The organism is Sphingomonas pollutisoli, assembly GCF_029167165.1.
Taxonomy (GTDB): domain Bacteria; phylum Pseudomonadota; class Alphaproteobacteria; order Sphingomonadales; family Sphingomonadaceae; genus Sphingomonas; species Sphingomonas pollutisoli.
The window spans coordinates 69,141-90,098 of record NZ_JARFNJ010000001.1; the positions used below are offsets into that span (position 1 = coordinate 69,141).

Sequence of the window (20,958 nt, forward strand, 5' to 3'; positions counted from 1 at the left end):
CGGGCGCCTCAATACGGCTTCACACCTCCAGCCGCCGGCGTGTCCTTGCCGCGCAGATGGTCGATCTCGGCCTTGCGCCCGTTCAGGTAGAAATCGCGCCGCGCGCTATACGGGTCGCTGGTCGCGCGGAACGCCTTTAGCTGATCGTCGAATTTGACGCGGCGATCGAGCGTGACGCCGGTGCCGGTGCCGATGTTGTAATAGGGGCTGGTGAACGGCGAGCCGACGATCGTCGGCAGGATCAGCCGGTCGAGCGTGCCGCCGATGAGATCGCGCAGCGTCGTCGGCCCGGCGATCGGCAGGAAGAAGAACGGTCCGGTTCCGACCCCGTAGAAGCCGAACGTGTCGGCGAAGCCATTAGGGCGACGCGGCAGATGGAAGGGCTTGCGTCTGGCGATGTCGAACAGCCCGGCCACGCCCACCGTCGAATTGATGACGAAGCGGCCGACCGTCTCGGTCGCCTTGCCGATCTTGTGCTGCAACACGAAGTTGATGAACACGGCGGGTTCGCGCAGGTTCTTGATGAAATTGCCGAGTCCGTCGCGCATCGGCTCCGGCACCACCGAATCGAACCCCATCGACACCGGCTCGACCACCGCCGTGTCGAATTTCTGCGTCAGTTCGAAGCTCTTGGCGTTCAGAGCGACGAACGGATCGCCGGGCACGTTGCGGCGCGCGTTGACGACGATGTCGGCCGGTTCGGCCTGGTGCGGCGCGGGTTTGTCGGCGGGTTCGCGAACCGGTTCTTGCGGCGGGACGGCGGTTTGCAGCGCATCGGACGCGATCGCGCCGGGCGCCGGCGCGTTCGCGGCGGGAGAGCCGGGTGTCAGCATCAACGCGGCGATCGACAGTGCAACGCTCATCCGGGGGTGTTCGCCATCGTCGCTCGCATCATTCGTGCCCCCTGATCTTGGTCTCGTGCTTCTGCCAAGACGCCACCGACTATCATGTCCGCAGTTTGCGACCATGACAAATTCTTCATCGATGCCGGGCTGCGGTTTGTTTCGGGTGCGGCGTCTCTCGCTTGGGGCAAGGGTGGGCTGATCCACCCGACAGAGCGAGTGGGACCGAATGTATCAAAGTTTCGGGAGCGACGAGACGGCGTCGCCTAATCGGAGCGGCAGCGTGCGGGGGCACGTATGCGCTTGGAGCGTCGTGCTTCCTTTCTTCAACGAAGCGGAGCATCTCGCCGACACGATCGCGGGGCTGGCGCGGCAGAGCGTGCCGTTCGAGCTGATTCTGGTCGATAACGGCAGCACCGATGGCAGCGGCGAGATCGCAGGTGCCGCCGCGCGCCAGTTCGGGCTCGACTGGCGGCTGCTGGTGCAGCGGCGGCCGGGCAAGGTCTCGGCGCTGGCGATGGGGCTCGCGGCCGTCACGACGCGCTGGGTGGCGACCTGCGACGCGGACACCTGGTATCCGCCCCACTATCTCGAAGCCGCCGGCGCTCTGCTCGCACGGCCGGGCTGCGTCGCGGCGGGGGCCTATTACGTCCGCACCGATCAGCCCGTCGGGCGCGCCGAGCGGGCGGCGCGGAAGATCCTGCTCGCCTCGCGGCTGCTGCCCGGCCAGTGCCACACCGGCGGCGCGGGCCAGGTGTTCGACACCGCCGCGCTCCGCCGCGCGGGCGGCTTCGATCCGGCGCGCTGGGATCTGGTGCTGGAGGATCACGAGATCATCCACCAGATGCTCAAGCACGGCCGTGTCGATTATGCGGCGGCACTGTGGTGCGCGCCCTCCCCGCGCGAGCGCAAACGCCCTTCGACGCGCTGGACGCTGGTCGAGCGGATCGCCTACCATATGCTCTCGGATCGCGCCGGCGACTGGTTCTTCACTGCGTTCCTCGGCCCGCGCCTCGCCCGCCGCCGGTTGACCAGCGAGCGCCTGCGCGAGATCCCCGCGCCCGCGTGGCATGAGGCGGGCATGCTCCAGCAGGCGGCGGCGTAGCGCGGTGCGCGCCGGGCATGCCATATCCACGGACCAGGACGGGGCGCATGACGCCCTGCTATGGTCTTGCCCGGCACCGCAAAGCGCGCCAAACACCGCGTCCTTGTTTGTCGAGGGATACCGGCCCGTTAGCACGCAATCTTCCGGACTCATGCAGATCTATCAGGAGTCGCGTGGCGAACTGCTGCGTTTCCTGACGGCGCGCGTCGGCGACCGCGCCGAGGCCGAGGATCTGCTCCACGACCTTTGGCTGCGCATCCAGAGCGCGGACGCCGGGCCGATCGCGAACGGTCGCTCGTACCTGTACCGTGCCGCGCAGAATCTGGTGCTGGACCGGGCGCGGGCGCGCCAACGGCGACTGGTGCGCGAAACCGCGTGGTCCGAGCGCGGCGACGATCACGCCACCGAACCGGCCGATCCGCGCGCCGATATCGAGGCGGAGATCGCCGCGCGCGAGGACGCCGCCGCGCTCGCCGCCGCGATGGCGAAGCTGCCCGAAAAGGCCGGGCTGGTGTTCAGGCTGCACAAGATCGACGGGCTGCGGCACGCCGAAATCGCCGCGCGGCTCGGCATCAGCCGCAGCGGCGTGGAAAAACATATCGCGACCGCCATGACGCATCTGCGCCGGGCGCTGGACGGGGGCACGACATGACCGACGCGATCACGGAGGCCGCCGCGCGCTGGCACGCCGCCCAAGCGGATGACGCGATGGACTGGGATGGCTTCACCGTCTGGCTGGAGGAGAGCCCGGCGCACCGAACAGCCTATGACGCGGTCGCTCTGCTCGATGATCGGATCGATCGCGCCGTTCCGGCGCTGCGCGATCTCATGCGAGAGGACGAACCCGTCGCCTCGCGCGGACGCCTGCGCCTGGTCGGCTGGAGCGCCGCGGCGGCCGCGCTGCTGATCGGAGCGATCGGCCTCGGCACCTGGCACACCGCGCGGCCCGGCGCCGCCGAGGTCGCGCTGTACCGGGCGCCCGCCGGGCAGACCCGCGCGGTCGCGCTCGCCAACGGCTCGCGCGCGACGCTCGCGCCCGGCGCGACGCTGCGCGTCTCCGCCGGCGCGCAGGTCGCGCTGGAGGGCAAGGGCTATTTCGAGATTCGGCACGATCCCGCGCACCCGTTCACGGTGACGGCCGGTGCCTATCAGATCCGCGATATCGGCACCCGCTTCGAGCTGGTGTCGGACGCGGGCATGCTGCGCGTCGCGGTCGCGGAAGGGACCGTGGGGGTAACCTCCCGCGCCGCGAACGGCGAAGTGCTGGTTTCGGCAGGCAGGACGCTGACCGCGTTCGCCCCGGATCAGCTCGCCGAAGTGCGCACCACCCCGCCCGCGCCAATGGCCGCGTGGCGGGGTGGACGCTTCAGCTATGACAACGAACCTTTGGGGTTGGTGGTGGCGGACATATCCCGCTACGTGGGCGCTCCGGTGCTGATCGACGGCGCCCCGGCGCGGCGGCGATTCTCCGGGATCATCGCGCCGGGATCGCGGGCGGTCATGGTCCGCAATTTGGAGCAGTTGACGGGTCTCGATGCTACGACCGAAGGCGACGCGATCCGTCTTGGCGACCGTACTGGCGGTTAGCGGCACGTTCCATGCGCACGGCGCGGCCGCGCGCGAGGCACGGTACCGCGTGACGATCGCACGCGGCGATCTAGCCGCCGCGCTGGAGACGCTGGGCGCACAGACCGGAATCTCGATCGGCTGGGACGGGCCGCTGCCAAGCGCCGCCGCCGCGGCGGTGAGCGGACAGATGACGGCGCGCGCCGCGCTCGAGCGTTTGCTGCGCGAGACCGGCTTCCACGCCGTCCGCGCCGGGCCGACCACGTTCCGGCTCGTTCCGACCGGCCCCGGCGGGGCGCCCCGCACGGACATTCCCGAGACGATGCCCGACGTGATCGTCACCGCGCGCAAACAGCCCGAGGCGCTGTCCACCGTCGCCGCGCCGGTGGCGACCTGGGTGCCCGGTGCCGACCCCGCCCCGTCCCGAAACAACACGCACGGCGTCGCCGAGGATGTCGAGGGGATGGTGGTCACCCACGCCGGCGCCGGCCACGACCGGGCGTTCATGCGCGGCATCGCCGACAGCCCGTTCAACGGCTTCAGCCAGGCGACGGTCAGCGTCCAGCTCAACGATGCGCGCATCACCTACGACGCCGCCGAGCCTGGGCTGAGCCTGATCGACGTCGCGCGCGTCGAGGTGCTGAAGGGGCCGCAGGGGCCGCTCTACGGCACCGGCTCGCTCGGCGGCGTGTACCGCGTCGTCACCAATCCGCCGGTGCTCGGCTCGGTGGCGGGATCGGCGGGCATGGGCGTCACCGCGATCCAGCACGGCGGCGTGGGCGCCTCGTCCGAAGCGACGTTCAACCTGCCGGTGATCGACGACCGCGCCGCGATCCGGCTGGTCGGCTATGCATCGGTAATGCCGGGCTGGGTGAATGTGGCTGGCGGCGCGCGCGGCACCAACCGCAGCGAAACCTACGGCGGCCGCGTGTCGGTCCGCATCGCGCCCGCGGCGGGCTGGATGATCGACGTGGTCGCGACGGAACAGTCGGTAGCGGCGCGCGACAGCGCCTATGTCGATGTCGGCAGCAGGGATCTTACGCGCCACGTCGCCTTTCTGGAGCCGCGCGACGGGCGCGTGCGCGTCGCCGAAGGCAAGGTGACCGGACAGATCGGCGCGACCCAGCTCACGCTCGTCACAGGATATACGCGGCAAGACCAACGCGAAGTCTATGATGCCACGGCCTCGGCGGTGGCATTGGGCCTGCCGCGCGGAGCGTCGGCCAGCTATCAGGACACCCGCGCCTACAGCGTGTTCGATCAGGAGGTGCGGCTCGCCGCGCCGTCCGGGCACAGCTTCAACTGGGTGGTCGGCGCGTCCTATCTCTCCGCCACCACCGCCGCCGATGGTGAGCTGTTGCAACCCGGGCGGCCACTGCGCCCGATCTTCGCGCTCTCCCGTTGGGCGACCGAGATCGCGCTGTTCGCCGACACGTCCTTTCCGCTGCTCGATCGGCTGCGCGCGTCGGTGGGCGCGCGCGCGTTTCGCGCCACCACCGAGGACAGCCGGCGCGAGCGACGCAAGCTCGAAGCCGACGCCAAGGCGACGTTCGGCCTCACCCCCAGCGCGTCGCTCGCGTACCGCTTCGCGCGCGACCAGCTCGTGTTCCTGCGTTTCGGATCGGCGTTCCGGTCGGGCGGGCTCGATTCGACCAATACGGCCACGGGCCGCTATGCGGCGGACAAGGTGCGCACGCTCGAACTCGGCGGGCGGCTGCGCGTCGGCGATCGCCTCTCGATCGAGGCCGATCTGTTTCGCTCGGTGTGGACCCATCTGCAATCGGACTATCTCGAGCCGAACGGGCTGACCGCCACGCACAACGTCGGCGACGCGGTGATTCCGGGCGGGGAACTCGCAGTGGAATGGCGCCCCATAACCGCATGGCACATCAAGAGCGGCATCACCTGGCAGCGCCCCCGTCTCGACCGCGCGATGGACGGCAAGCATCTCATCAAGGACGCCCGGCTGCCGGTAGTGCCCGACCTGTCGGCACGGATCGAGGTCCGGCGCGACTTCACCGCCGGGGCGTGGCGCATCACGCCCTATGCGGCGGCCAATTACGTCGGCGCGTCGCGCCTGAGCTTCGATGCCGGGCTCGACCGTCACATGCCGGGCTACGGCCTCGCGCGCGCCGGTGTCGCCGCCGTCTCGGACCCGCTGACGGTGCGGCTCGACATCGACAATCTGTTCGATGCGCGCGCGGACACGTTCGCGTTCGGCAACCCCTTTTCGGTGCGCACCGCCGCGCAATTCACGCCCGCCCGCCCGCGCGCGGTCACCCTCTCGGTCTCGCACCACTTTTAGCGGCATCGCCATCTCGCTATGACGCGCCGGACCGACAGCGCCTGAGCGGCGCGACTTCACCGCATGAGGAAACCGGGATGACCAAGCCGATGGTTGGGCGCGATACCAAATTGTGCATGTCGCTGGCGGCGCGGCCGGGGACGTTCGGCTCGCGCTTCCACAATCGGCTCTATGAGATGCTCGGGCTGGATTTCGTCTACAAGGCGTTCACCACCACCGATCTGCCCGCCGCGATCGGCGGCATCCGTGCGCTCGGCATTCGCGGCTGCGCCATCTCGATGCCGTTCAAGGAGGCGGTGATCCCGCTGCTCGACGGTCTCGACGCCTCCGCCGCCGCGATCGACAGCGTCAACACGATCGTCAACGATGACGGCCGGCTGACCGGCCACAACACCGACTATAGCGCGGTGCGCGCGTTGCTGGAGGAGAGCGGACTGGCGCCGGACACGCCGTTCCTGCTGCGCGGTTCGGGCGGGATGGCGAAGGCCGTCGCCGCCGCGCTGCGCGACGCTGGCTTCACTATCGGCACGATCGTCGCACGCAACGCGGATGCGGGCCGCGCCATCGCCGAAACCTATGGCTTCGCATGGCGCGCCGAGATCGGCGATGAAGGCGCGCCGTTGCTCGTCAACGTCACGCCGATCGGGATGACCGGGGGCGATGCCGACCCGCTCGCCTTCCCGCCGGCGATGATCGAAGCCTGCGCCGCGGCGTTCGACGTGGTCGCGCTGCCGGCCGAGACGCCGTTCCTCAAAGCCGCGGCGGCGGCCGGCAAACAGCGCATCACCGGCACCGATGTCGCCAAGCTGCAGGCGCTCGAGCAGTTCGTGCTCTACACCGGCGTCACGCCCACGCCCGATCAGGTCGATGCCGCCGCCGCCTTCGCGCGCGGCGAGACCAACTGAGCGCTCAGATCACGCCGGTGCCGCCGTTCGCGCCGAACACACTGCCCGACGTGAAGCTGGTGCCGCTCTCCGCCAGCGTGACGTAGAGCGAGGCGAGTTCGGCGGGCTGGCCGGCGCGGCCAAGCGGGGTGTCCTGTCCGAACTCGCCCATCTTGCCCGGCAACTGCCCGCCCGCGACCTGAAGCGGCGTCCACACCGGCCCCGGCGCGACCGCGTTGACGCGGATGCCTTTGGGGCCGAGCTGCTTGGCCAACCCCTTGGTGAACACCATGATCGCGCCCTTGGTGGTCGCGTAATCGAGCAGTTCCTCGCCCGGATTGACCGAATTGACCGAAGCGGTGTTGATGAAGCACGCGCCCGGCTTCATCAGCGGCACCGCCGCCTTGCTGATGTGGAACATCGCATAGACGTTGGTCTTCATCGTGCGGTCGAACTGTTCGGCGCTGATCTCCGCGATCGATTGCTTCGACTGCTGATAGGCGGCGTTGTTGACCACGATGTCGAGCCCGCCCAACGCCTTTGCCGCCTTGCCCGGCAGGCTGTCGCAGAACGCCACGTCGGTGAGATCGCCGGGGATCAGCACGACCTTGCGACCCTCACCGCGCAGCAGCCGGGCCACATCCTGCGCATCGGGCTCCTCGGTGGGATAATAGTTGATCGCGACATCGGCGCCCTCCCGCGCGAAGGCGATCACCGCCCCGCGGCCGATCCCCGAATCGCCGCCGGTCACCAGCGCCTTGCGGCCAGCCAGCCGCCCGCTGCCCCGGTAGCTCGCCTCACCGCAATCGGGCACCGGCTTCATATCGCGCTGGAGCGCCGGCCAAGGCTGCCGCTGTTCGGGGAAAGGTTCGCTGCGGAACTTCGTCTTGGGGTCGGGCGCGGGGCGGGCCGCTTGCGCCAGCGCAGGCGCGGCGGCGAGGCCGGCACCGGCAACGGCCGCCCCTTTGAGCATCGCGCGGCGGGTGGTGTCGTCGGTCATGAGGGGCCTCGTCATGTCGGGGGACAAGGGCCGCGAGGCGGCGCCGGCGTTGCCCCCGGTGCGCTCGAAAGCCTGTGTCCTCAACGGTTTGCCGCGTTGCCCGTTCCGAACGACCTGGTTGATCTGGCCTGTTGATCTGGATTGTGTTCGCTACCGCGCGACGATCGCGCACGTCACCGCCAGCCGCGCGTCGAAACGCGCCCGTACCCGATCTCCCGCGACGACGCGATGGACACCGGTAACCGCGCCGGTGGAGATCCACTGCCCCGCCTCGACCGGAATACCGCGCGCGGCGAGCAGTTCGAACAGGAACCGCGCCGCGCCGAACGGGCCGTCGAGCATCGTCGCGGTCGTGGCGCTGCCGATCAGCGCATCGTTGATCCACAGTTCGACAGGCCATGTGTCGAGATCCACGTCACGCCAATTCTCGATCGCCGCGCCGACGATCAGCCCGTTGTTGTTGCCGAAATCCGAAACGGTGACGGTCGGCCCATGATCGTTGATGCCCGGAAACGGCGAACTCGCGATTTCGATGCCGACATGTACCGCGTCGATCAGCGCGGTCGCTTCCGCGATCGTGTAGCGTGTCTTGGCGGGGTCCGGCGCGGTGCCGACGCGCAGCAGGAACTCGGCTTCGGCGGCGCCGAAGCCCTGCGCGAAGATCGGCATGGCGAGATCGTCCGTCGCCGGCACGACATGATCGGCGAAGATCGGGCCGGCGAGGCGATCAACCCCGTCGAACGGCGGGCTGATCTTGCCGACCTTCCACCCTCCGATCCGCGCATCGGACAAAGCGATCGCCCGCTCCTGCACGGCATAGGCTTGCGCCAGCGACTCCGGGATACGGCCGGGGAACTCTGGCAAGGCCATCCCGGCGCGGCGCGCGTCGGTGAACGACCGTGCGATCCGCTCTGCATTGTTGTCCGGCGTCACCGCATCCCTTTCCCGATCCGTACTGCGGTAATGTGTATTGGAAACCGGTGTCAGTGACAAGCATCCCGCTAAGACTGGCTCGCACGGTCACCAGCGACTATGCAGGTGCGATGGAGAAGACCGGCCAGCCAACCATCAACGATGTCGCGCGCGTCGCCGGCGTGTCGAAAAAGACCGTGAGCCGCGTCATCAACCGCTCTCCCCTGCTCAACGAGGACACCCGCCGACGCGTGGAGGAGGTGATCGGTGACCTCGGCTACATCCCCAACCCGCAGGCGCGCGCGCTCGCGCTCGGGCGCAATTTCCTGATCGGGCTGGTCCATGACAACCCCAACGCGCAGACGGTGATGAATGTGCAGCAGGGCATGCTCGAAGCCTTGTACGATACCGAGTTCGAGATGATCGTGCGCCCGCTCAACCGCGGTTCGCCGACCATGCTCGAGGATCTGCGCCACTTTCTCGAGCGCCAGCGGCTGTTCGGCGTGCTGCTGATGCCGCCGATCAGCGAGAATGACGCGATCGCCGAATTGTGCGTCGAGATCGGCTGCCGCTATGTGCGGATGGGATCGACCGAACTCGACACCGACGAGCATATGGTCGCCTCGAACGATCGCGAGGCGGTGCGGGACGCGACCCGCTATCTGATCGAGCTTGGCCATCGCCGCATCGGGCTTGTGTCGGGGCCGCACGGGTTCCGCTCCGCGCGCGAACGCCGACTCGGTTTCGAGGACGCGCTGCGCGACGCTGGTATCGCCCTGCCCCGCAGCATGATCGCCGACGGCGATTACCGCTTCGAATCCGGGCTTGTCGCGGCCGACCGCCTGCTCGATCTGGTGCCGCGGCCGACCGCGATCTTCTCGTGCAACGACGAGATGGCGGCGGGCGTCATCCACGCCGCCTGCCAGCGCGGCCTCACCGTTCCGCGCGATCTCTCGGTGATCGGCTTCGACGACACGCCGATCGCGGCGCATATGTGGCCACCGCTGACGACGGTGCGCTGGCCGATCGCGACGATGGCGCGTTCGGCGGCGTTGAAACTGATCGCGGGGGTGAGTTCACAGGAGACCGAGGCGGCGGTGGCCGAACCGTCACTGTTCCGCTCGACATTGATCCGCCGCGCCTCGGTCTCGGCACCTGCGGCGGAGTGACGCCCCCTTCGCGACCTGACGCGCTCTGACCGCGCTGGGAAACGACGATCTGGCGCGTCTCTCGCGGATCAGCGCAGCTCGTCCTTCTTGCGGCTGACGAGGCGCACCGCGATCGACAGGCCGACGAGGATCGCGGGATAGAGCAATGTACCGCGAACCGATGTCCACATGCCGCCGGGCTTGCGCTGCGACAGCCGCGGCGGCTTCGACGAGGTGCGCGCCGAAGCGTCGCCGGATTGGCCGAGGCGCGGCAGCCGGGCGACCGCCGACTCGGCTGGAGACATGGAGCCATTCCGCGACTTGGCCATTCGATACCACCATTCTCGACGCGTCCGTTACGCTGGGGCGTTCGTACGGCAGGGATCGGATGATATCCACACCCAAAACCGTCCACACGGCCTGAACCGATCCGCGGCGCGGGGTGCGGGTGCGGGTGCGGCGGGGTATCGAACGCTTCCGGTCTCAGCCCGGCTCCGCGTAGAACGCGCGATACCAGGCGGCGAAGCGCTTCAGCCCATCCTCCAACATCACCTGCGGGTGATAGCCGGTCAGCGCATGCAGCTTCGACACGTCGGCATAGGTCGCGGTCACGTCGCCGGGTTGCATCGGCCGCATGATCTTGCGCGCGGTCCGCCCGAGCGCGGCCTCGAGCGCCTCGATCATCTCCATCAGCCCGACCGGGCGGCTGTCACCGATGTTGAGGACGCGGTGCCCGCCCGTAGCGGGCGGATGATCGAGCGCGCCGATGATGCCGTCGACGATGTCGTCGATATAGGTGAAATCGCGGGCCATCCGGCCTTCGCCATATACCTCGATCGGCTCGTCGTTCAGGATCTTCCGCGTGAAGCCGAAATAGGCCATGTCGGGCCGGCCCCAAGGGCCATAGACCGTAAAGAAGCGCAGCCCGGTCTGCGGGAAGCCGTAGAGCTTGGCGTAGCTCTGGCTCATCAGCTCGCACGCGCGCTTGGTGGCGGCATAGAGCGAAACCGGGTCGGTCGCCGGCTCATCCTCGGTGAACCCCGCCCCGCCCATCGGCTTGTCGCCATAGACCGACGACGAGGAGGCGTAGACGAGATGTTCGAAGCCCGGTGCGTGCCGGCTCGCCTCCAACAGCGACAGATGCCCGGCGAGATTGGAGCGTTCGTACGCGAACGGATTGTCGAGGCTGTAGCGCACCCCCGCCTGCGCGGCGAGATGGACGATCCGCTTGACGCCGTTGTCGCGCACCAGCGCGGCGATCGCGGCGGCATCGGCGATATCGCGCTTGTGGAAGCTGAAGTCCGCAATCCCCGCGAAGGTCGCCAGCCGCGCCTCCTTGAGCGCGGGATCGTAATAATCGTTGACGATATCGACGCCGATCACGCGTTCACCGCGCGCGAGCAAGGCATGCGCCGTCGCGTGGCCGATGAAGCCGGCGGCGCCGGTGACGAGAACGGGGTCGCCGTTGGCGCGCGGGCCGCTCATCGTCCCACCCCCGTATAGGTGAAGCCGGCCGCCTCGACCATGTCGCGCGGATAGATGTTGCGCAGATCGACCAGGATCGGTCGCGCCAGCAGGCTTTTCACGCGCTCCAGATCGAGCGCGCGGAACGCATCCCATTCGGTGACGATGACGAGCGCGTCGGAGCCCTCCATCGTCTGATAGGCGTTGCCGCAATATTCGACGTCGCTCAGCACCCGCTTGGCCTGCTCCACCCCTTCCGGATCATAGGCGCGTATCGTCGCGCCGGCATCCTGCAAGGTCTGGATCACCGCGATCGCGGGGGAATCCCGCATGTCGTCGGTATTGGGCTTGAAGGTGAGGCCGAGGACCGCGACCGTCTTGCCGCGCACGTCGCCGCCCATCGCCGCGATCACCTTGCGCCCCATCGCGCGCTTGCGCGTGTCGTTGACTGCGACCACCGCCTCGACGATCCGTTGCGGCGCGTCATAATCCTGGCTGGTCTTGAGCAGGGCGAGCGTGTCCTTCGGGAAGCATGAGCCGCCATATCCCGGCCCGGCATGGAGGAATTTCGCGCCGATCCGATTGTCGAGCCCGATGCCGCGCGCGACCTCCTGCACATCGGCGCCGACCTTCTCGCACAGATCGGCGATCTCGTTGATGAAGGTGATCTTCACCGCGAGGAAGGCGTTGGCGGCATATTTGGTCAGCTCCGCGCCGCGCCGGCTCATCTCCACGATCGGCGAGCGGTTGAGGTAGAGCGGGCGATACACCTGCCGCATCACCTCCATCGCGCGCGGATCGTCCCCGCCGATGACGATCCGGTCGGGCCGCTTGAAATCGTCGATCGCCGCGCCTTCGCGGAGGAATTCAGGGTTGGAGACGACCGCGAATTCGGCATGGGGATTGGCCTCGCGCATGATCCGTTCGACCTCGTCGCCGGTGCCGACCGGCACGGTCGATTTGTCGACGATGACGGTGAAGCCGGTGATCGCCTGCGCGATCTCGGCGGCGGCGGCATAGACATAGGACAGATCGGCATGGCCATCGCCGCGCCGAGAGGGCGTGCCGACCGCGATGAACACCGCGTCCGCGCCCGCCACGCCCGCCGTCACGTCGGTCGTGAACGACAGCCGCCCGGCCGCGACGTTGCTCGCGACGAGCTGGTCGAGTCCGGGTTCGAAGATCGGGATGCGCCCCGCCCGAAGCGCGTCGATCTTCGCCGCATCCTTGTCGACGCACACCACATCATGCCCGAAATCGGCGAAACACGCTCCGGATACCAGGCCGACATAGCCCGAACCGATCATCGTAACCTTCATGGAATAACCCCCGGTTGAATGTGCGATATGTGCAAAAGGTTACCGATTTGACGCGAGCCGACGCGCATCACGAACCGAACGCGCGGGTGACGGAAAACGTCACCGCATCCGCGACATAGGGAAACGCGACCTTGGTCGATTCGCGCTGGGCATGTTCATAGGCGAGGCTCAGCGTGAATTTGGACCCGGTCGCATAGGACAGGCCCGCGCTGACGCGCGTCGTCACCTCGTTGCGGTTTAGCGCGAGCGGTGCGGGCGCCTGCACGTCGTAGCGGAAACGCCGGCTCCCCCGGCTCACGCCGAGATTGAAATTGACCCTGCCGAACAGCGTCTCGCTCGCGCTGATGCCGTAGCTCGTCACCTGCACGCCATTGGAGAAGACGCGGCTCTCGGTCGAAAAGCCACGGCGGAAGGTCGGCGTGATGACGAGGTTGGGCAGCGGCGACCAGACCAGCGCGATATCCGCCTGGATGCCGCGCCCATCCTTGTTCAAGATCGAACGATCGTCGTGCCAAGTATAGCCGAAGCTGCCGCGCAGGCTGGTGATGCCCGTCAGATGATAATCGATATAGGAGATGACCGAGCGTTCCCGAAAATCGCTGCGATAGGGCGCCAGCCCGCTCCCGGTCTGGATTTGCGTGGTCGCGAGGCCGTCGGCGCGCTGCTCCGAATATTCGAGCGTGACGCTGTTGCCGGTCGGAGAGAAATAGCCGAGCCCGCCCGAGAAGCGCACGATACGGGTGCCGTTCGCCTCAAGCTCTCGGCTGTCGACCGCCGAACGCTGATAGCCGGCCCGCCCGACCACGCGAAAATTGCCGAGCAGATCGCGCGAAGCGACCACACCGACGTCGGCGGTCGATCGTAGCGTCTTGTGGGTGATGAACGCATCGTCGAACAGCACCGGTTCGCGCAGATAGGATGCGGTCGCATTTACCTCGCCTTGCCCGGTCTTGTATGTCGCCGCCGCGCTGCCGGCGAAATTGAATGCGTTGAAGCGCGGATTATAGGCATGGATGCGCTGCCCGGCCGTGCCTTTGAGGTCCACCGCGACCACCCCGATCCGCGTCGCCACCCCGCCGCGCACGACCAGATAGGTCACGACTTCCTCGCCGCTGTCGGGCAGCGTTTTGCGCAGCGCCGAGGGAACGCGATAGAGGTTGTCATCATAGCGGATCGACGCGGACGCCGCGAGGTCGTAGCTCTGCGCTTCGGCCTGCGCCGGCAGCGCGACCCACGCGACGCCGATGAGCAGACAGGCCGCGCGGGCGCCGGCGGCGCGCCCCATCACGCCGCTGACCGGCATCGGCATTCGCCCCCCTACGATCATGCGGAAACCCCGCCGAGCAGTTCCGGAAAGCTGTCCCGCGCGCACTTCGCCCAGGTGAAGCCGCTCGCCCGCCCTCGCGCGGCCGCGCCACGATCAGCGCGCAACGCCGCATCGCCCGCATAGGCCGCGATCGTCGCGGCGAAGCCCTCGATATCCCCCTCGGCGACGAGCGATCCCGTATCCCCCAGCACCTCGGGAATACCGCCGGTCGCGGCGGCGACCGAGGGACAGCCCTGCGCCGCCGCTTCGAGCAGGACGAGGCCGAAGCCCTCGATCTTGCCCGGCAACGCGCGTGCGAACAGCAGATGCGCCGCCGCACGGCGATAGATGCGCTTGATATCGTCGATCGAGAGCCGCCCCGGCATCGCGATCCGCACCCCCACATCGCTCGCGGCGGCGCGGATCGTGCGCGCATAGCCGTCATCCTCGGCGCGGCCGATCACGACATACACCGGATCGGCCATGCCGTGCCGGTCGCGCGCGAGCGCAAGCGCGGCCAGCGTCTCGACATGGCCCTTGCGCGGCTCCAGCCGCCCGACGCTGCAAAACAGCGGCGCCCCGTGCGGCAGCGCGGCGAGCGCCGCATCGTCGAACGCACCGCTTGTCGGTGGATCGAACCACTCGCGGCCCACGCCCAGATAGGTGATCGCCTCGCGCCGTGGGCGGCCGAGCTGCGCGCGGAAGATGTCGCGCGTCGCCCGCGAATTGTAGGCGACCAGCTCGGCGGCGAGATAGGCGTTGCGCGCCGCCGCGAAGATCACGCCGCCCTTGCGGACCTTGCTCGCCTCGCTGCCGTGAACCATCACGCGGTAGCGGCGGCGGTGCAGCGGTTGCAGCATCCGCACCAGCAACAGGCTTCGGATATCGGCGGCGAGGACGATCGCACCGGCGGGCAGGCCGCGCAGGATCGCCGGCAGCGCCCGTACCGCGCGCGGCGGAACGGCGTGGTGGCGAAGGATGAAATGATGCTCGACGTCGGCTGGGAGCGCCGCCGCGCCGGCGTCATAGGCGGGCGCGACGACGACGACCCGGCAACCGGCGCTCGCGAGCGCGCGCGCCAGCTCCGCCGAATAGGTGCCGATCCCGCCCGCGAACGGCGGATATTCGCAGGTGATGATGGCGACGGTTCGCGCCGGCCGCTGCAACATCACGACACCCCCAGCGCGGCTTGCCGCGCGCGCCCACCGCTGCCGAGCAGCCGAAGCGCCAGCGCCGGAAACAGCGTCGCGGCGAGCAACGACTGCCACGCGCGGCGGTTGAGCGGATCGAGCCGCACCGCCAGCCGTAACAGCCGCACCGCCCCGGCGCGGTCGTTGAGGAGGAAACGCTGGTTGCCGAGCTTGCGCGCCCGCTCGGCCAGCCGGCGCGGCACGAGCGGCAGCAGCGCCGGCTCGTCGGCCGCCGCCTTCAAGGCGACGAATGCGTGATGCGCCATCAGATCGGCGCGGCCCCCGGTGATGCTGCTGCCGCGCTGGCGCTTGTAGAGGAGCGGCGCTTCGACCAGGGCGAACCGCGTGACGCGGGCGAGCCGCAGGTAGAAATCGGTATCCTCGAACACCCGCACCGCCGCATCGAACCCGCCGGCCGCGTCATAGGCGGCGCGGCGCAGCAGCGTGGTCGACGGGATGATCGGCGGATCGTTGAGGAAATAGCGGCGCGACAGCCGCGCGTCATGCGTGATGTCGAGCACCCCCGCGCGCCGGGCGGCGGCCAGGTTCTGGTTGGGAAACACGCAGAAATCGGCATAGACCAGCCCGATCGCCGTGTCCTCCGCGAGCACCGGCCATTGTCGTTCGAGCTTATCGGGCGTCCACAGATCGTCGCCGTCGAGTATCGCCAGCACCGGCGCATCGGTTTCGGCGATCGCCTTGCGCCGTTGCCCCGGCAGGCCGACACCGCCCGGCCCATATAGCACCCGGATTCGCACGTCCCACGTCTCGATGTCGCGCAACACCGCCAGCGTCTCGCCGTCCGATCCGTCGTCGGCGATCACGATCGCGTCGATCCACGCGGCGCGGCTCTGGTCGAGCACGCTGCGCACCGCCGCGCCGATATACGGCCCCTCATTATAACACGTCATGATGACCGCCACGCGCGGCGGCGCGGCCTGCTCCGGCGTGGGCCGGGGATCTGGCGGGGATACTGCCATCGCTCAGGCGACCGGCGCTTCTACCGGTCGCACCGGCGTGGTCGGGTTGGGCTGGGCGAACCGCTCGAACAACCGCTGTCCAGGCAATTCGATCCAGCGGTGGCTCAACACCGCTAGTCCGATCACCATCGCGGCACAGACCAGCGCCAGCAGGTCCATCGTCCCCGGCGGGCCGAAGTCGATCAGCGTGGCGCCGCCGACGCCGCGATACAGCGGCACGTGAAGCAGACTCTGCGCCGCCCGCACCACCCCGCCGAGCGCCGAGAAGAGCACGAAATGCAGCAGGTAGATCGAATAGGAGAGCTTCCCGAGCAACGCCCAAGGCCGCCCCGCCAACACACGTGACACCGCGCCGCCATCGAACGCGAACACCAGCACGACCAGCGCGAAGATCAGGATCGACGAGAAGCCATCGACCGGCGCGAACCAGTATAGTCCGACGACCAGGCCGACCGCGCCGACCTCCCACATCGTCGCATGAGGCAACCGCGCGCCGCGCAGGCTGTGAAAGATCCGGTACACGAGATGCCCGGTGAAGAAGCCGCAGATACAGCTCGCCAGCCCTTTGAACTGCGTCTCGGGCCAATCCGGGCGATAGAGTTCGAGTGCGACCAGCGCGGCGCCCCCCGTCGCGACCAGCAGTACGGCGGGCACGATCGTCCGGCCGCGACATGCCACGGCAACCGCGCCGAACACCAGGCAGGTGTAGAATTCGACGCTGATCGACCAGCTCGGCCCGTTCCAGCTATAGTCGCGAAGCGGGATGATCGCTTGCAGCAAGAGTACATTGGCGACCAGCGAACCGATCCCGTTCGCGCCGACGAACGGCGGCTGGCCGCTCGGCACCCCCGCTTTCACCATCGCCCATTTGACCAGTTCGAGCGCCACCAGCGCGCCGAGCGTCACGACGTGCAACGGGTAAAGCCGCCCGATCCGCCGCACGACGAACCGCCGCGCCTCCCCGCCACCGGCGAGCCGGGCGCCGTAAGCGTGGGTGATGACGAAGCCCGACAGCACGAAGAAGAACGGCACCGACAGCCCCCCATGCCGGATCGGCGGAAACGCGTAAAACGCGCCATTGGCGGACAAATGGAATAACAGCACGAGCAGCGCCGCCAGCCCGCGCCACGAATCGAGCGCGCGGAACCTCATGCCCCGCCCTCCCCGATCAACAGGCCGCGCGCCGACCGTGACATTGCCGCCGACGGGCCATGTCGCACGCTGGCGATCGCCGCCAGCGTGCGTTCGGCAATCGCGTCGATACCAATATTGTCCTGTGCGAAGTCCCGCGCGGCGAGCGACATGCGACGCCGCGCCGCCGGGCTGAGTGCGAGGGCGCGGCGCATTGCCCCGGCGAAAGCGGCCGGCGTCGCCTCATCGACGATGACGCCATTATGCCCATGCGACACGACCTCCGCCACGCCGCTCGCCCGGAACACGATCGGGATGACCCCCGCCGACATCGCTTCCAGCAGCGCGTTCGACTGGCCTTCACGCCGCGACGCGCAGACGAAGAAGTCGCTCGCCTGCAACTCGGGATAGACATCGGCGACGAAGCCCGCGAACGTCACCGGGGATCCCGCGGATGCGAGCGGCGCGAGCCGGTCCCGCTCCGGCCCGTCCCCGACGAGCCGCAAGCGGAAGTCGATTCCCGCCGCCGCCAGCGCCATCGCGGCTTCGTACAGCACATCGACATTCTTGTCGGGGTGAAGCCGCGCGGCATAGATGAAACCGCGCCCGTCGCGCTGCGCGAGCGCGAGGTGCAGATCGTCGAGCGGCGGCAAGGCGACGCCATTCGGAAACTCGGCGATCCGTGCCGGTGCGACCCGCGCCTCGCGCAGTTCGTTCGCGATCTGGCTGCTGTTCGCGACGAACATATCGACCCGGCCGCGCAGCAACCACTCGACCAGCCGCCCGTACAGAAACTTCTTGCCGCGCAACGCGGCGAACTCGGACGCGTCGCCGCCGCCGCCGAGCTTCACCAGCAGCGGCGCGGCATTCCACCATGCCGCCAGCGCCGGCCCCAGCGCGTGCAGCCGCGCATGGAAGACATAGACGGGAACGCCGCGCCACTCCGGGCCGCGCAGCCGCCACGGCACCCATAGGCTCCACGCCAGGAAAGACAGAATGTTGCGGCCACCGAGGTTGGGCCAGGCGCGCACGCGTTTGCGCACGATCCGTCCGAAGTCGGTCCGCTCCTCGAGCCGCACGTCTCGCGAGCGCGTCGGCGCGACCAATGTCACCGTCACGCCCTTGCGCCCCAGCGCTTCGGCGAGGATGCGCGCCTGCCGCTCCGCACCGCCGTAGCTGTCGGGGAAATAGGTCGCCACCGCGAGGATCAACGATCGCTCAGCCATCATACCCGCCGGTCGCGTGCGAGGGAGCGCGCGCCGCGCCGCCTTCGCTGCCGTCGTATCTCGCGCGCATCGCCGCCCCCACAGACGAAACCAGGATTCATCACTATTTGTAGACCCGCAGGTCATCGAAGGAGACCGTCTGCGGCAATGTCCGCACACTATCCTGAGGATTGATGGACAGCGTCATGTTGAAATAGAAAGGACGCGTGAAGAAGTCGGCATCGGCCGCGATGCGCGCGACTTCCTTGCGGTCCATGTACACGACCAGCGCCGGCTTTCCGTCGATCTCGGCGATCCCGCGCAGATCGACACCGTAAAGATGCCAGCCGAAGTCGGCGATCGCATCCATGCCGGTGTAATCGGATCGTTTGGCATGCCCGCCCGGCTCTTGCGGACCCCAACGGTGTATCGAGTGATGATGGCCGCGCTTGTCGCCCGCGCCGAAATATTCGATCGCATCGACTTCGAGATGGCCGCGGCGGCGTGGGTCGTCCGGCGTCAGCAGCCAGAAGGCGCCCCAGGTACCGCGTGCGTTGGGGAACTGCGCGCGCACTTCGAAATAGCAGCCGACACAGGTGAAACCGTTGCGTCCGGGCACGATCTGCGCGCCCTGATAGGCTTGGTTGGCGTTGGTCGATTGCACGTTGCCGCTGTGGATGCCGTCCGCAGCCTGATAGGCGCGCAGCTTGAGCACGCCGCCGGCGATGCTGTATGCGGCGGCGCCCGCCGGATCGAACGTCTCCAGCCCCACGTCGGCATGTTGCTTGGCCCAGAGGATCGGGCCGTTCAACGTGTGCGGGGTGTTGAAAAGGTCTTCGAACGCCAGCTTCGACGTGCCCAAAACAAGCGGGCTGCCGCGCTGGGCCTCACTCCAGCCATTGTCGGCGTGAGCGACGCCCGGCAACAGGACGAGTACCGGCGCGAACAACAGCGCGGCAAGCGATGATCCCGCCCGGCCGCTCAGCCTCCGCATCTCCAATGCCGTCATCACCTGTAACCCCCGTCACCGTGGCCTTTGCCAATCGGCACCCTCTCCTGAACCTCCGCTTCGGTGCGCTGCCTCACGCCCAGCGGTAAACCACTTGCTCCCCCCGCGCGGCGTCGCGCGCGGCCAGCCGCTCCGCGACGCGCGGCAACGCCAGCGTCTCGCGATATGCCTGGTCGAGCTGCGCGAACATCGCCGCGAACTTCCAGTCCTCGACCGGGGCGCAGGATGCCGCATGCGTCATCCGCGCGAGCCGCACGTCGTCCCGCAACAGACCCACCGCCTCGTACGCGACCGATTGCGCGTCGGTACGCCGCACCACGATGCCGTTGACGCCGCTCTCGATGATCTCCTCGATGCCCCGCAGCGGGCTGACCACCGCGGGCTTGCCGCCGGCCAGGCTTTGCACGATCGTGCGCGGCAGGCCCTCTCGAAGCGACGCGAGCGCACAGATGTCGGCGAGCGCGACGAGCCGCTCGGGGTCCGATCGATGCCCGAGCAGTTTCACCCGGTCGCCGACATCGAGCCGCTCGACCAGCGCCGCGAGCGTCTCGCGCTCGGGCCCATCTCCGGCGATCAGCAACCGGATATCCTCGCCTGGCCGCGTCACCTCCGCGAAACCGGTGATGAACTCGGCCTGCCGCTTACGCGCTTCCAGCACCGCCATCATCAGGATCGTGCGTGGCTTGGCGGCGTCGGGTCCGACGCCGATCAGATCGCGCCAGTCGTCGGGCCATGGGGCATTCTGGTAACGGTCGATATCCATGCCCGAGCGGACCACCGAGTGCAGCCGATTTCCGCCGAGCCGGGCAAGCGCATAGGCATCGCGCGTGCCGTGGCTGACGTGGATGAAATGGTCGGTCAGCGGGGCAGCGATATGTTCCGCCGCGAGGTAGATCACCTTTTCCGCGAGACCGACATTGCTGAACGGCAAGATGTGGACCCCGTGAATGACCGCCGGCACCTTGGCGTTGCTCGCGGCGAAGCGACCGACGATCCCCGCCTTGCTGGTATGGGTATGTACGACATCGGCCTGGATTTCCTCGAATAGCGCCGACAGGCGACGGTAGGCGGCGATGTCGCTCTTCGCGGACACCTCACGGACCATCTCTTCGACGAGATGCACCCGGACCGGAGTGCCGCGCGCGGTATATTCCTCGACATCCGACGAGCGCCCGCAAAACAGATGCACGATGTGGCCGGATTGCGCCTGATGGACGCACGACGCCCAGGTGTTCTCCTCGGCACCGCCCAACCGGTTCATTCGGGTCTGGACATGCGCGATAACGAGCGGCTGCTCGAAGCGCATCGATCTTGCGACATTCTCCCGCGCCCGCTGCATCATGACGGATTTCCCCAAATCCCGCGCACCATCATCCGCAATCTCACCGCGGAGACTTACGCAAACCACCCTTACTTCATCGAGATTTTTACGATCATCCCCACGGTGATCGTGGCATCATTTCTATGCGCGGCGCGCTATCGCGTCAATATTATGATCTATACTTACGTATATGACGTGTCCGTTTCGGATTTATATGAAACTCCCTTGAAGGTGCGGGATATGATTCCGAAATCCGGGGCTTAACCTGGTC

At 68.1% G+C, this 20,958-nt stretch carries 20 protein-coding genes; 7 read left to right on the forward strand and 13 right to left on the reverse strand.

The window, feature by feature from the left end; translation table 11 throughout:
* Nucleotides 1-8: 8 nt before the first annotated feature.
* Complete coding sequence (locus tag PX554_RS00275) at nt 9-863, reverse strand: MlaA family lipoprotein (protein WP_093222844.1); 855 nt, start codon at nt 861-863, stop codon at nt 9-11.
* A gap of 292 nt (nt 864-1,155) precedes the next feature.
* Here PX554_RS00275 and PX554_RS00280 point away from each other — a divergent pair, with 292 nt between their 5' ends.
* The 5 genes from PX554_RS00280 (at nt 1,156) to PX554_RS00300 (ending at nt 6,723) form a co-directional block, all read left to right on the forward strand.
* Entirely contained in the window at nt 1,156-1,947 is a 792-nt protein-coding gene (locus tag PX554_RS00280; RefSeq protein WP_275497951.1) for a glycosyltransferase family 2 protein, read from the forward strand.
* A gap of 151 nt (nt 1,948-2,098) precedes the next feature.
* Nucleotides 2,099-2,599 (forward strand): RNA polymerase sigma factor, encoded by a 501-nt coding sequence (locus PX554_RS00285; RefSeq protein WP_275497953.1) that lies wholly within the window; start codon nt 2,099-2,101, stop codon nt 2,597-2,599.
* On the forward strand, nt 2,596-3,534 hold the full coding sequence (locus PX554_RS00290) for a FecR family protein (RefSeq protein WP_275497955.1): 939 nt from the start codon (nt 2,596-2,598) through the stop codon (nt 3,532-3,534). The genes PX554_RS00285 and PX554_RS00290 overlap by 4 nt, the downstream gene beginning before the upstream one ends.
* The gene (locus tag PX554_RS00295; RefSeq protein WP_275497957.1) at nt 3,512-5,818 is read left to right on the forward strand and encodes a TonB-dependent receptor; all 2,307 of its coding nucleotides are present in this window, start codon (nt 3,512-3,514) and stop codon (nt 5,816-5,818) included. The genes PX554_RS00290 and PX554_RS00295 overlap by 23 nt, the downstream gene beginning before the upstream one ends.
* 77 nt (nt 5,819-5,895) lie before the next feature.
* Nucleotides 5,896-6,723 carry a shikimate 5-dehydrogenase gene (locus PX554_RS00300; RefSeq protein ID WP_275497959.1) on the forward strand — a complete coding sequence of 276 codons (828 nt, stop codon included), beginning with the start codon at nt 5,896-5,898 and terminating at the stop codon, nt 6,721-6,723.
* A 4-nt stretch (nt 6,724-6,727) separates the two neighbouring features.
* Here PX554_RS00300 and PX554_RS00305 read toward each other — a convergent pair whose 3' ends face one another.
* Both PX554_RS00305 and PX554_RS00310 read right to left on the reverse strand, forming a co-directional pair.
* Nucleotides 6,728-7,702 (reverse strand): SDR family oxidoreductase, encoded by a 975-nt coding sequence (locus PX554_RS00305; protein ID WP_275497961.1) that lies wholly within the window; start codon nt 7,700-7,702, stop codon nt 6,728-6,730.
* Between the two features lie 150 nt (nt 7,703-7,852).
* The gene (locus PX554_RS00310; RefSeq protein WP_093222855.1) at nt 7,853-8,635 is read right to left on the reverse strand and encodes a 2-keto-4-pentenoate hydratase; all 783 of its coding nucleotides are present in this window, start codon (nt 8,633-8,635) and stop codon (nt 7,853-7,855) included.
* A gap of 110 nt (nt 8,636-8,745) precedes the next feature.
* On the opposite strand from PX554_RS00310, the gene PX554_RS00315 reads away from it, so the two are divergent.
* Entirely contained in the window at nt 8,746-9,783 is a 1,038-nt protein-coding gene (locus tag PX554_RS00315) for a LacI family DNA-binding transcriptional regulator (RefSeq protein ID WP_093222856.1), read from the forward strand.
* A 68-nt stretch (nt 9,784-9,851) separates the two neighbouring features.
* Here the strand turns inward: PX554_RS00315 and PX554_RS00320 are convergent, their stop codons facing one another.
* The 10 genes from PX554_RS00320 to PX554_RS00365 all read right to left on the reverse strand — a co-directional run bounded on the left by PX554_RS00320 (nt 9,852) and on the right by PX554_RS00365 (nt 20,627).
* Nucleotides 9,852-10,067: a hypothetical protein gene (locus PX554_RS00320; RefSeq protein WP_143023321.1), complete on the reverse strand. Its 216-nt coding sequence runs from the start codon at nt 10,065-10,067 to the stop codon at nt 9,852-9,854.
* 178 nt (nt 10,068-10,245) lie between these two features.
* The gene (locus PX554_RS00325; protein ID WP_275497964.1) at nt 10,246-11,247 is read right to left on the reverse strand and encodes an NAD-dependent epimerase/dehydratase family protein; all 1,002 of its coding nucleotides are present in this window, start codon (nt 11,245-11,247) and stop codon (nt 10,246-10,248) included.
* A complete protein-coding gene (locus tag PX554_RS00330; protein WP_275497966.1) occupies nt 11,244-12,545 on the reverse strand; it encodes a UDP-glucose dehydrogenase family protein in 1,302 nt (433 codons plus the stop codon). Before PX554_RS00330 ends, PX554_RS00325 begins: the two co-directional genes overlap by 4 nt.
* A gap of 67 nt (nt 12,546-12,612) precedes the next feature.
* A complete protein-coding gene (locus tag PX554_RS00335; RefSeq protein ID WP_275497968.1) occupies nt 12,613-13,854 on the reverse strand; it encodes an outer membrane beta-barrel protein in 1,242 nt (413 codons plus the stop codon).
* 14 nt (nt 13,855-13,868) lie between these two features.
* Nucleotides 13,869-15,020 carry a glycosyltransferase family 4 protein gene (locus tag PX554_RS00340; protein ID WP_275497970.1) on the reverse strand — a complete coding sequence of 384 codons (1,152 nt, stop codon included), beginning with the start codon at nt 15,018-15,020 and terminating at the stop codon, nt 13,869-13,871.
* On the reverse strand, nt 15,020-16,021 hold the full coding sequence (locus tag PX554_RS00345; RefSeq protein WP_275497972.1) for a glycosyltransferase family 2 protein: 1,002 nt from the start codon (nt 16,019-16,021) through the stop codon (nt 15,020-15,022). Before PX554_RS00345 ends, PX554_RS00340 begins: the two co-directional genes overlap by 1 nt.
* A gap of 3 nt (nt 16,022-16,024) precedes the next feature.
* Nucleotides 16,025-17,173 carry an acyltransferase family protein gene (locus tag PX554_RS00350; protein ID WP_275497974.1) on the reverse strand — a complete coding sequence of 383 codons (1,149 nt, stop codon included), beginning with the start codon at nt 17,171-17,173 and terminating at the stop codon, nt 16,025-16,027.
* Nucleotides 17,170-18,378 carry a glycosyltransferase family 4 protein gene (locus tag PX554_RS00355; protein ID WP_275497976.1) on the reverse strand — a complete coding sequence of 403 codons (1,209 nt, stop codon included), beginning with the start codon at nt 18,376-18,378 and terminating at the stop codon, nt 17,170-17,172. The genes PX554_RS00350 and PX554_RS00355 overlap by 4 nt, the downstream gene beginning before the upstream one ends.
* A 103-nt stretch (nt 18,379-18,481) precedes the next feature.
* Nucleotides 18,482-19,369: a glycoside hydrolase family 16 protein gene (locus PX554_RS00360; protein WP_338061550.1), complete on the reverse strand. Its 888-nt coding sequence runs from the start codon at nt 19,367-19,369 to the stop codon at nt 18,482-18,484.
* A 70-nt stretch (nt 19,370-19,439) separates the two neighbouring features.
* Nucleotides 19,440-20,627 carry a glycosyltransferase gene (locus tag PX554_RS00365; protein WP_275497978.1) on the reverse strand — a complete coding sequence of 396 codons (1,188 nt, stop codon included), beginning with the start codon at nt 20,625-20,627 and terminating at the stop codon, nt 19,440-19,442.
* A gap of 12 nt (nt 20,628-20,639) precedes the next feature.
* Here PX554_RS00365 and PX554_RS00370 point away from each other — a divergent pair, with 12 nt between their 5' ends.
* Nucleotides 20,640-20,951, forward strand: a complete 312-nt coding sequence (locus PX554_RS00370) for a hypothetical protein (protein ID WP_275497980.1) — start codon at nt 20,640-20,642, stop codon at nt 20,949-20,951.
* Nucleotides 20,952-20,958 lie beyond the last annotated feature (7 nt).

Bases quoted from the DNA above. Each gene is read 5' to 3' on its own strand.
- PX554_RS00275 (WP_093222844.1), bottom strand. From the start codon at position 863: ATGAGCGTTGCACTGTCGATCGCCGCGTTGATGCTGACACCCGGCTCT.
- PX554_RS00285 (WP_275497953.1), top strand. From the start codon at position 2,099: ATGCAGATCTATCAGGAGTCGCGTGGCGAACTGCTGCGTTTCCTGACG.
- PX554_RS00290 (WP_275497955.1), top strand. From the start codon at position 2,596: ATGACCGACGCGATCACGGAGGCCGCCGCGCGCTGGCACGCCGCCCAA.
- PX554_RS00300 (WP_275497959.1), top strand. From the start codon at position 5,896: ATGACCAAGCCGATGGTTGGGCGCGATACCAAATTGTGCATGTCGCTG.
- PX554_RS00305 (WP_275497961.1), bottom strand. From the start codon at position 7,702: ATGACCGACGACACCACCCGCCGCGCGATGCTCAAAGGGGCGGCCGTT.
- PX554_RS00315 (WP_093222856.1), top strand. From the start codon at position 8,746: ATGGAGAAGACCGGCCAGCCAACCATCAACGATGTCGCGCGCGTCGCC.
- PX554_RS00320 (WP_143023321.1), bottom strand. From the start codon at position 10,067: ATGTCTCCAGCCGAGTCGGCGGTCGCCCGGCTGCCGCGCCTCGGCCAA.
- PX554_RS00325 (WP_275497964.1), bottom strand. From the start codon at position 11,247: ATGAGCGGCCCGCGCGCCAACGGCGACCCCGTTCTCGTCACCGGCGCC.
- PX554_RS00330 (WP_275497966.1), bottom strand. From the start codon at position 12,545: ATGAAGGTTACGATGATCGGTTCGGGCTATGTCGGCCTGGTATCCGGA.
- PX554_RS00335 (WP_275497968.1), bottom strand. From the start codon at position 13,854: ATGCCGATGCCGGTCAGCGGCGTGATGGGGCGCGCCGCCGGCGCCCGC.
- PX554_RS00340 (WP_275497970.1), bottom strand. From the start codon at position 15,020: ATGTTGCAGCGGCCGGCGCGAACCGTCGCCATCATCACCTGCGAATAT.
- PX554_RS00345 (WP_275497972.1), bottom strand. From the start codon at position 16,021: ATGGCAGTATCCCCGCCAGATCCCCGGCCCACGCCGGAGCAGGCCGCG.
- PX554_RS00350 (WP_275497974.1), bottom strand. From the start codon at position 17,173: ATGAGGTTCCGCGCGCTCGATTCGTGGCGCGGGCTGGCGGCGCTGCTC.
- PX554_RS00355 (WP_275497976.1), bottom strand. From the start codon at position 18,378: ATGGCTGAGCGATCGTTGATCCTCGCGGTGGCGACCTATTTCCCCGAC.
- PX554_RS00365 (WP_275497978.1), bottom strand. From the start codon at position 20,627: ATGAACCGGTTGGGCGGTGCCGAGGAGAACACCTGGGCGTCGTGCGTC.
- PX554_RS00370 (WP_275497980.1), top strand. From the start codon at position 20,640: ATGCGCGATAACGAGCGGCTGCTCGAAGCGCATCGATCTTGCGACATT.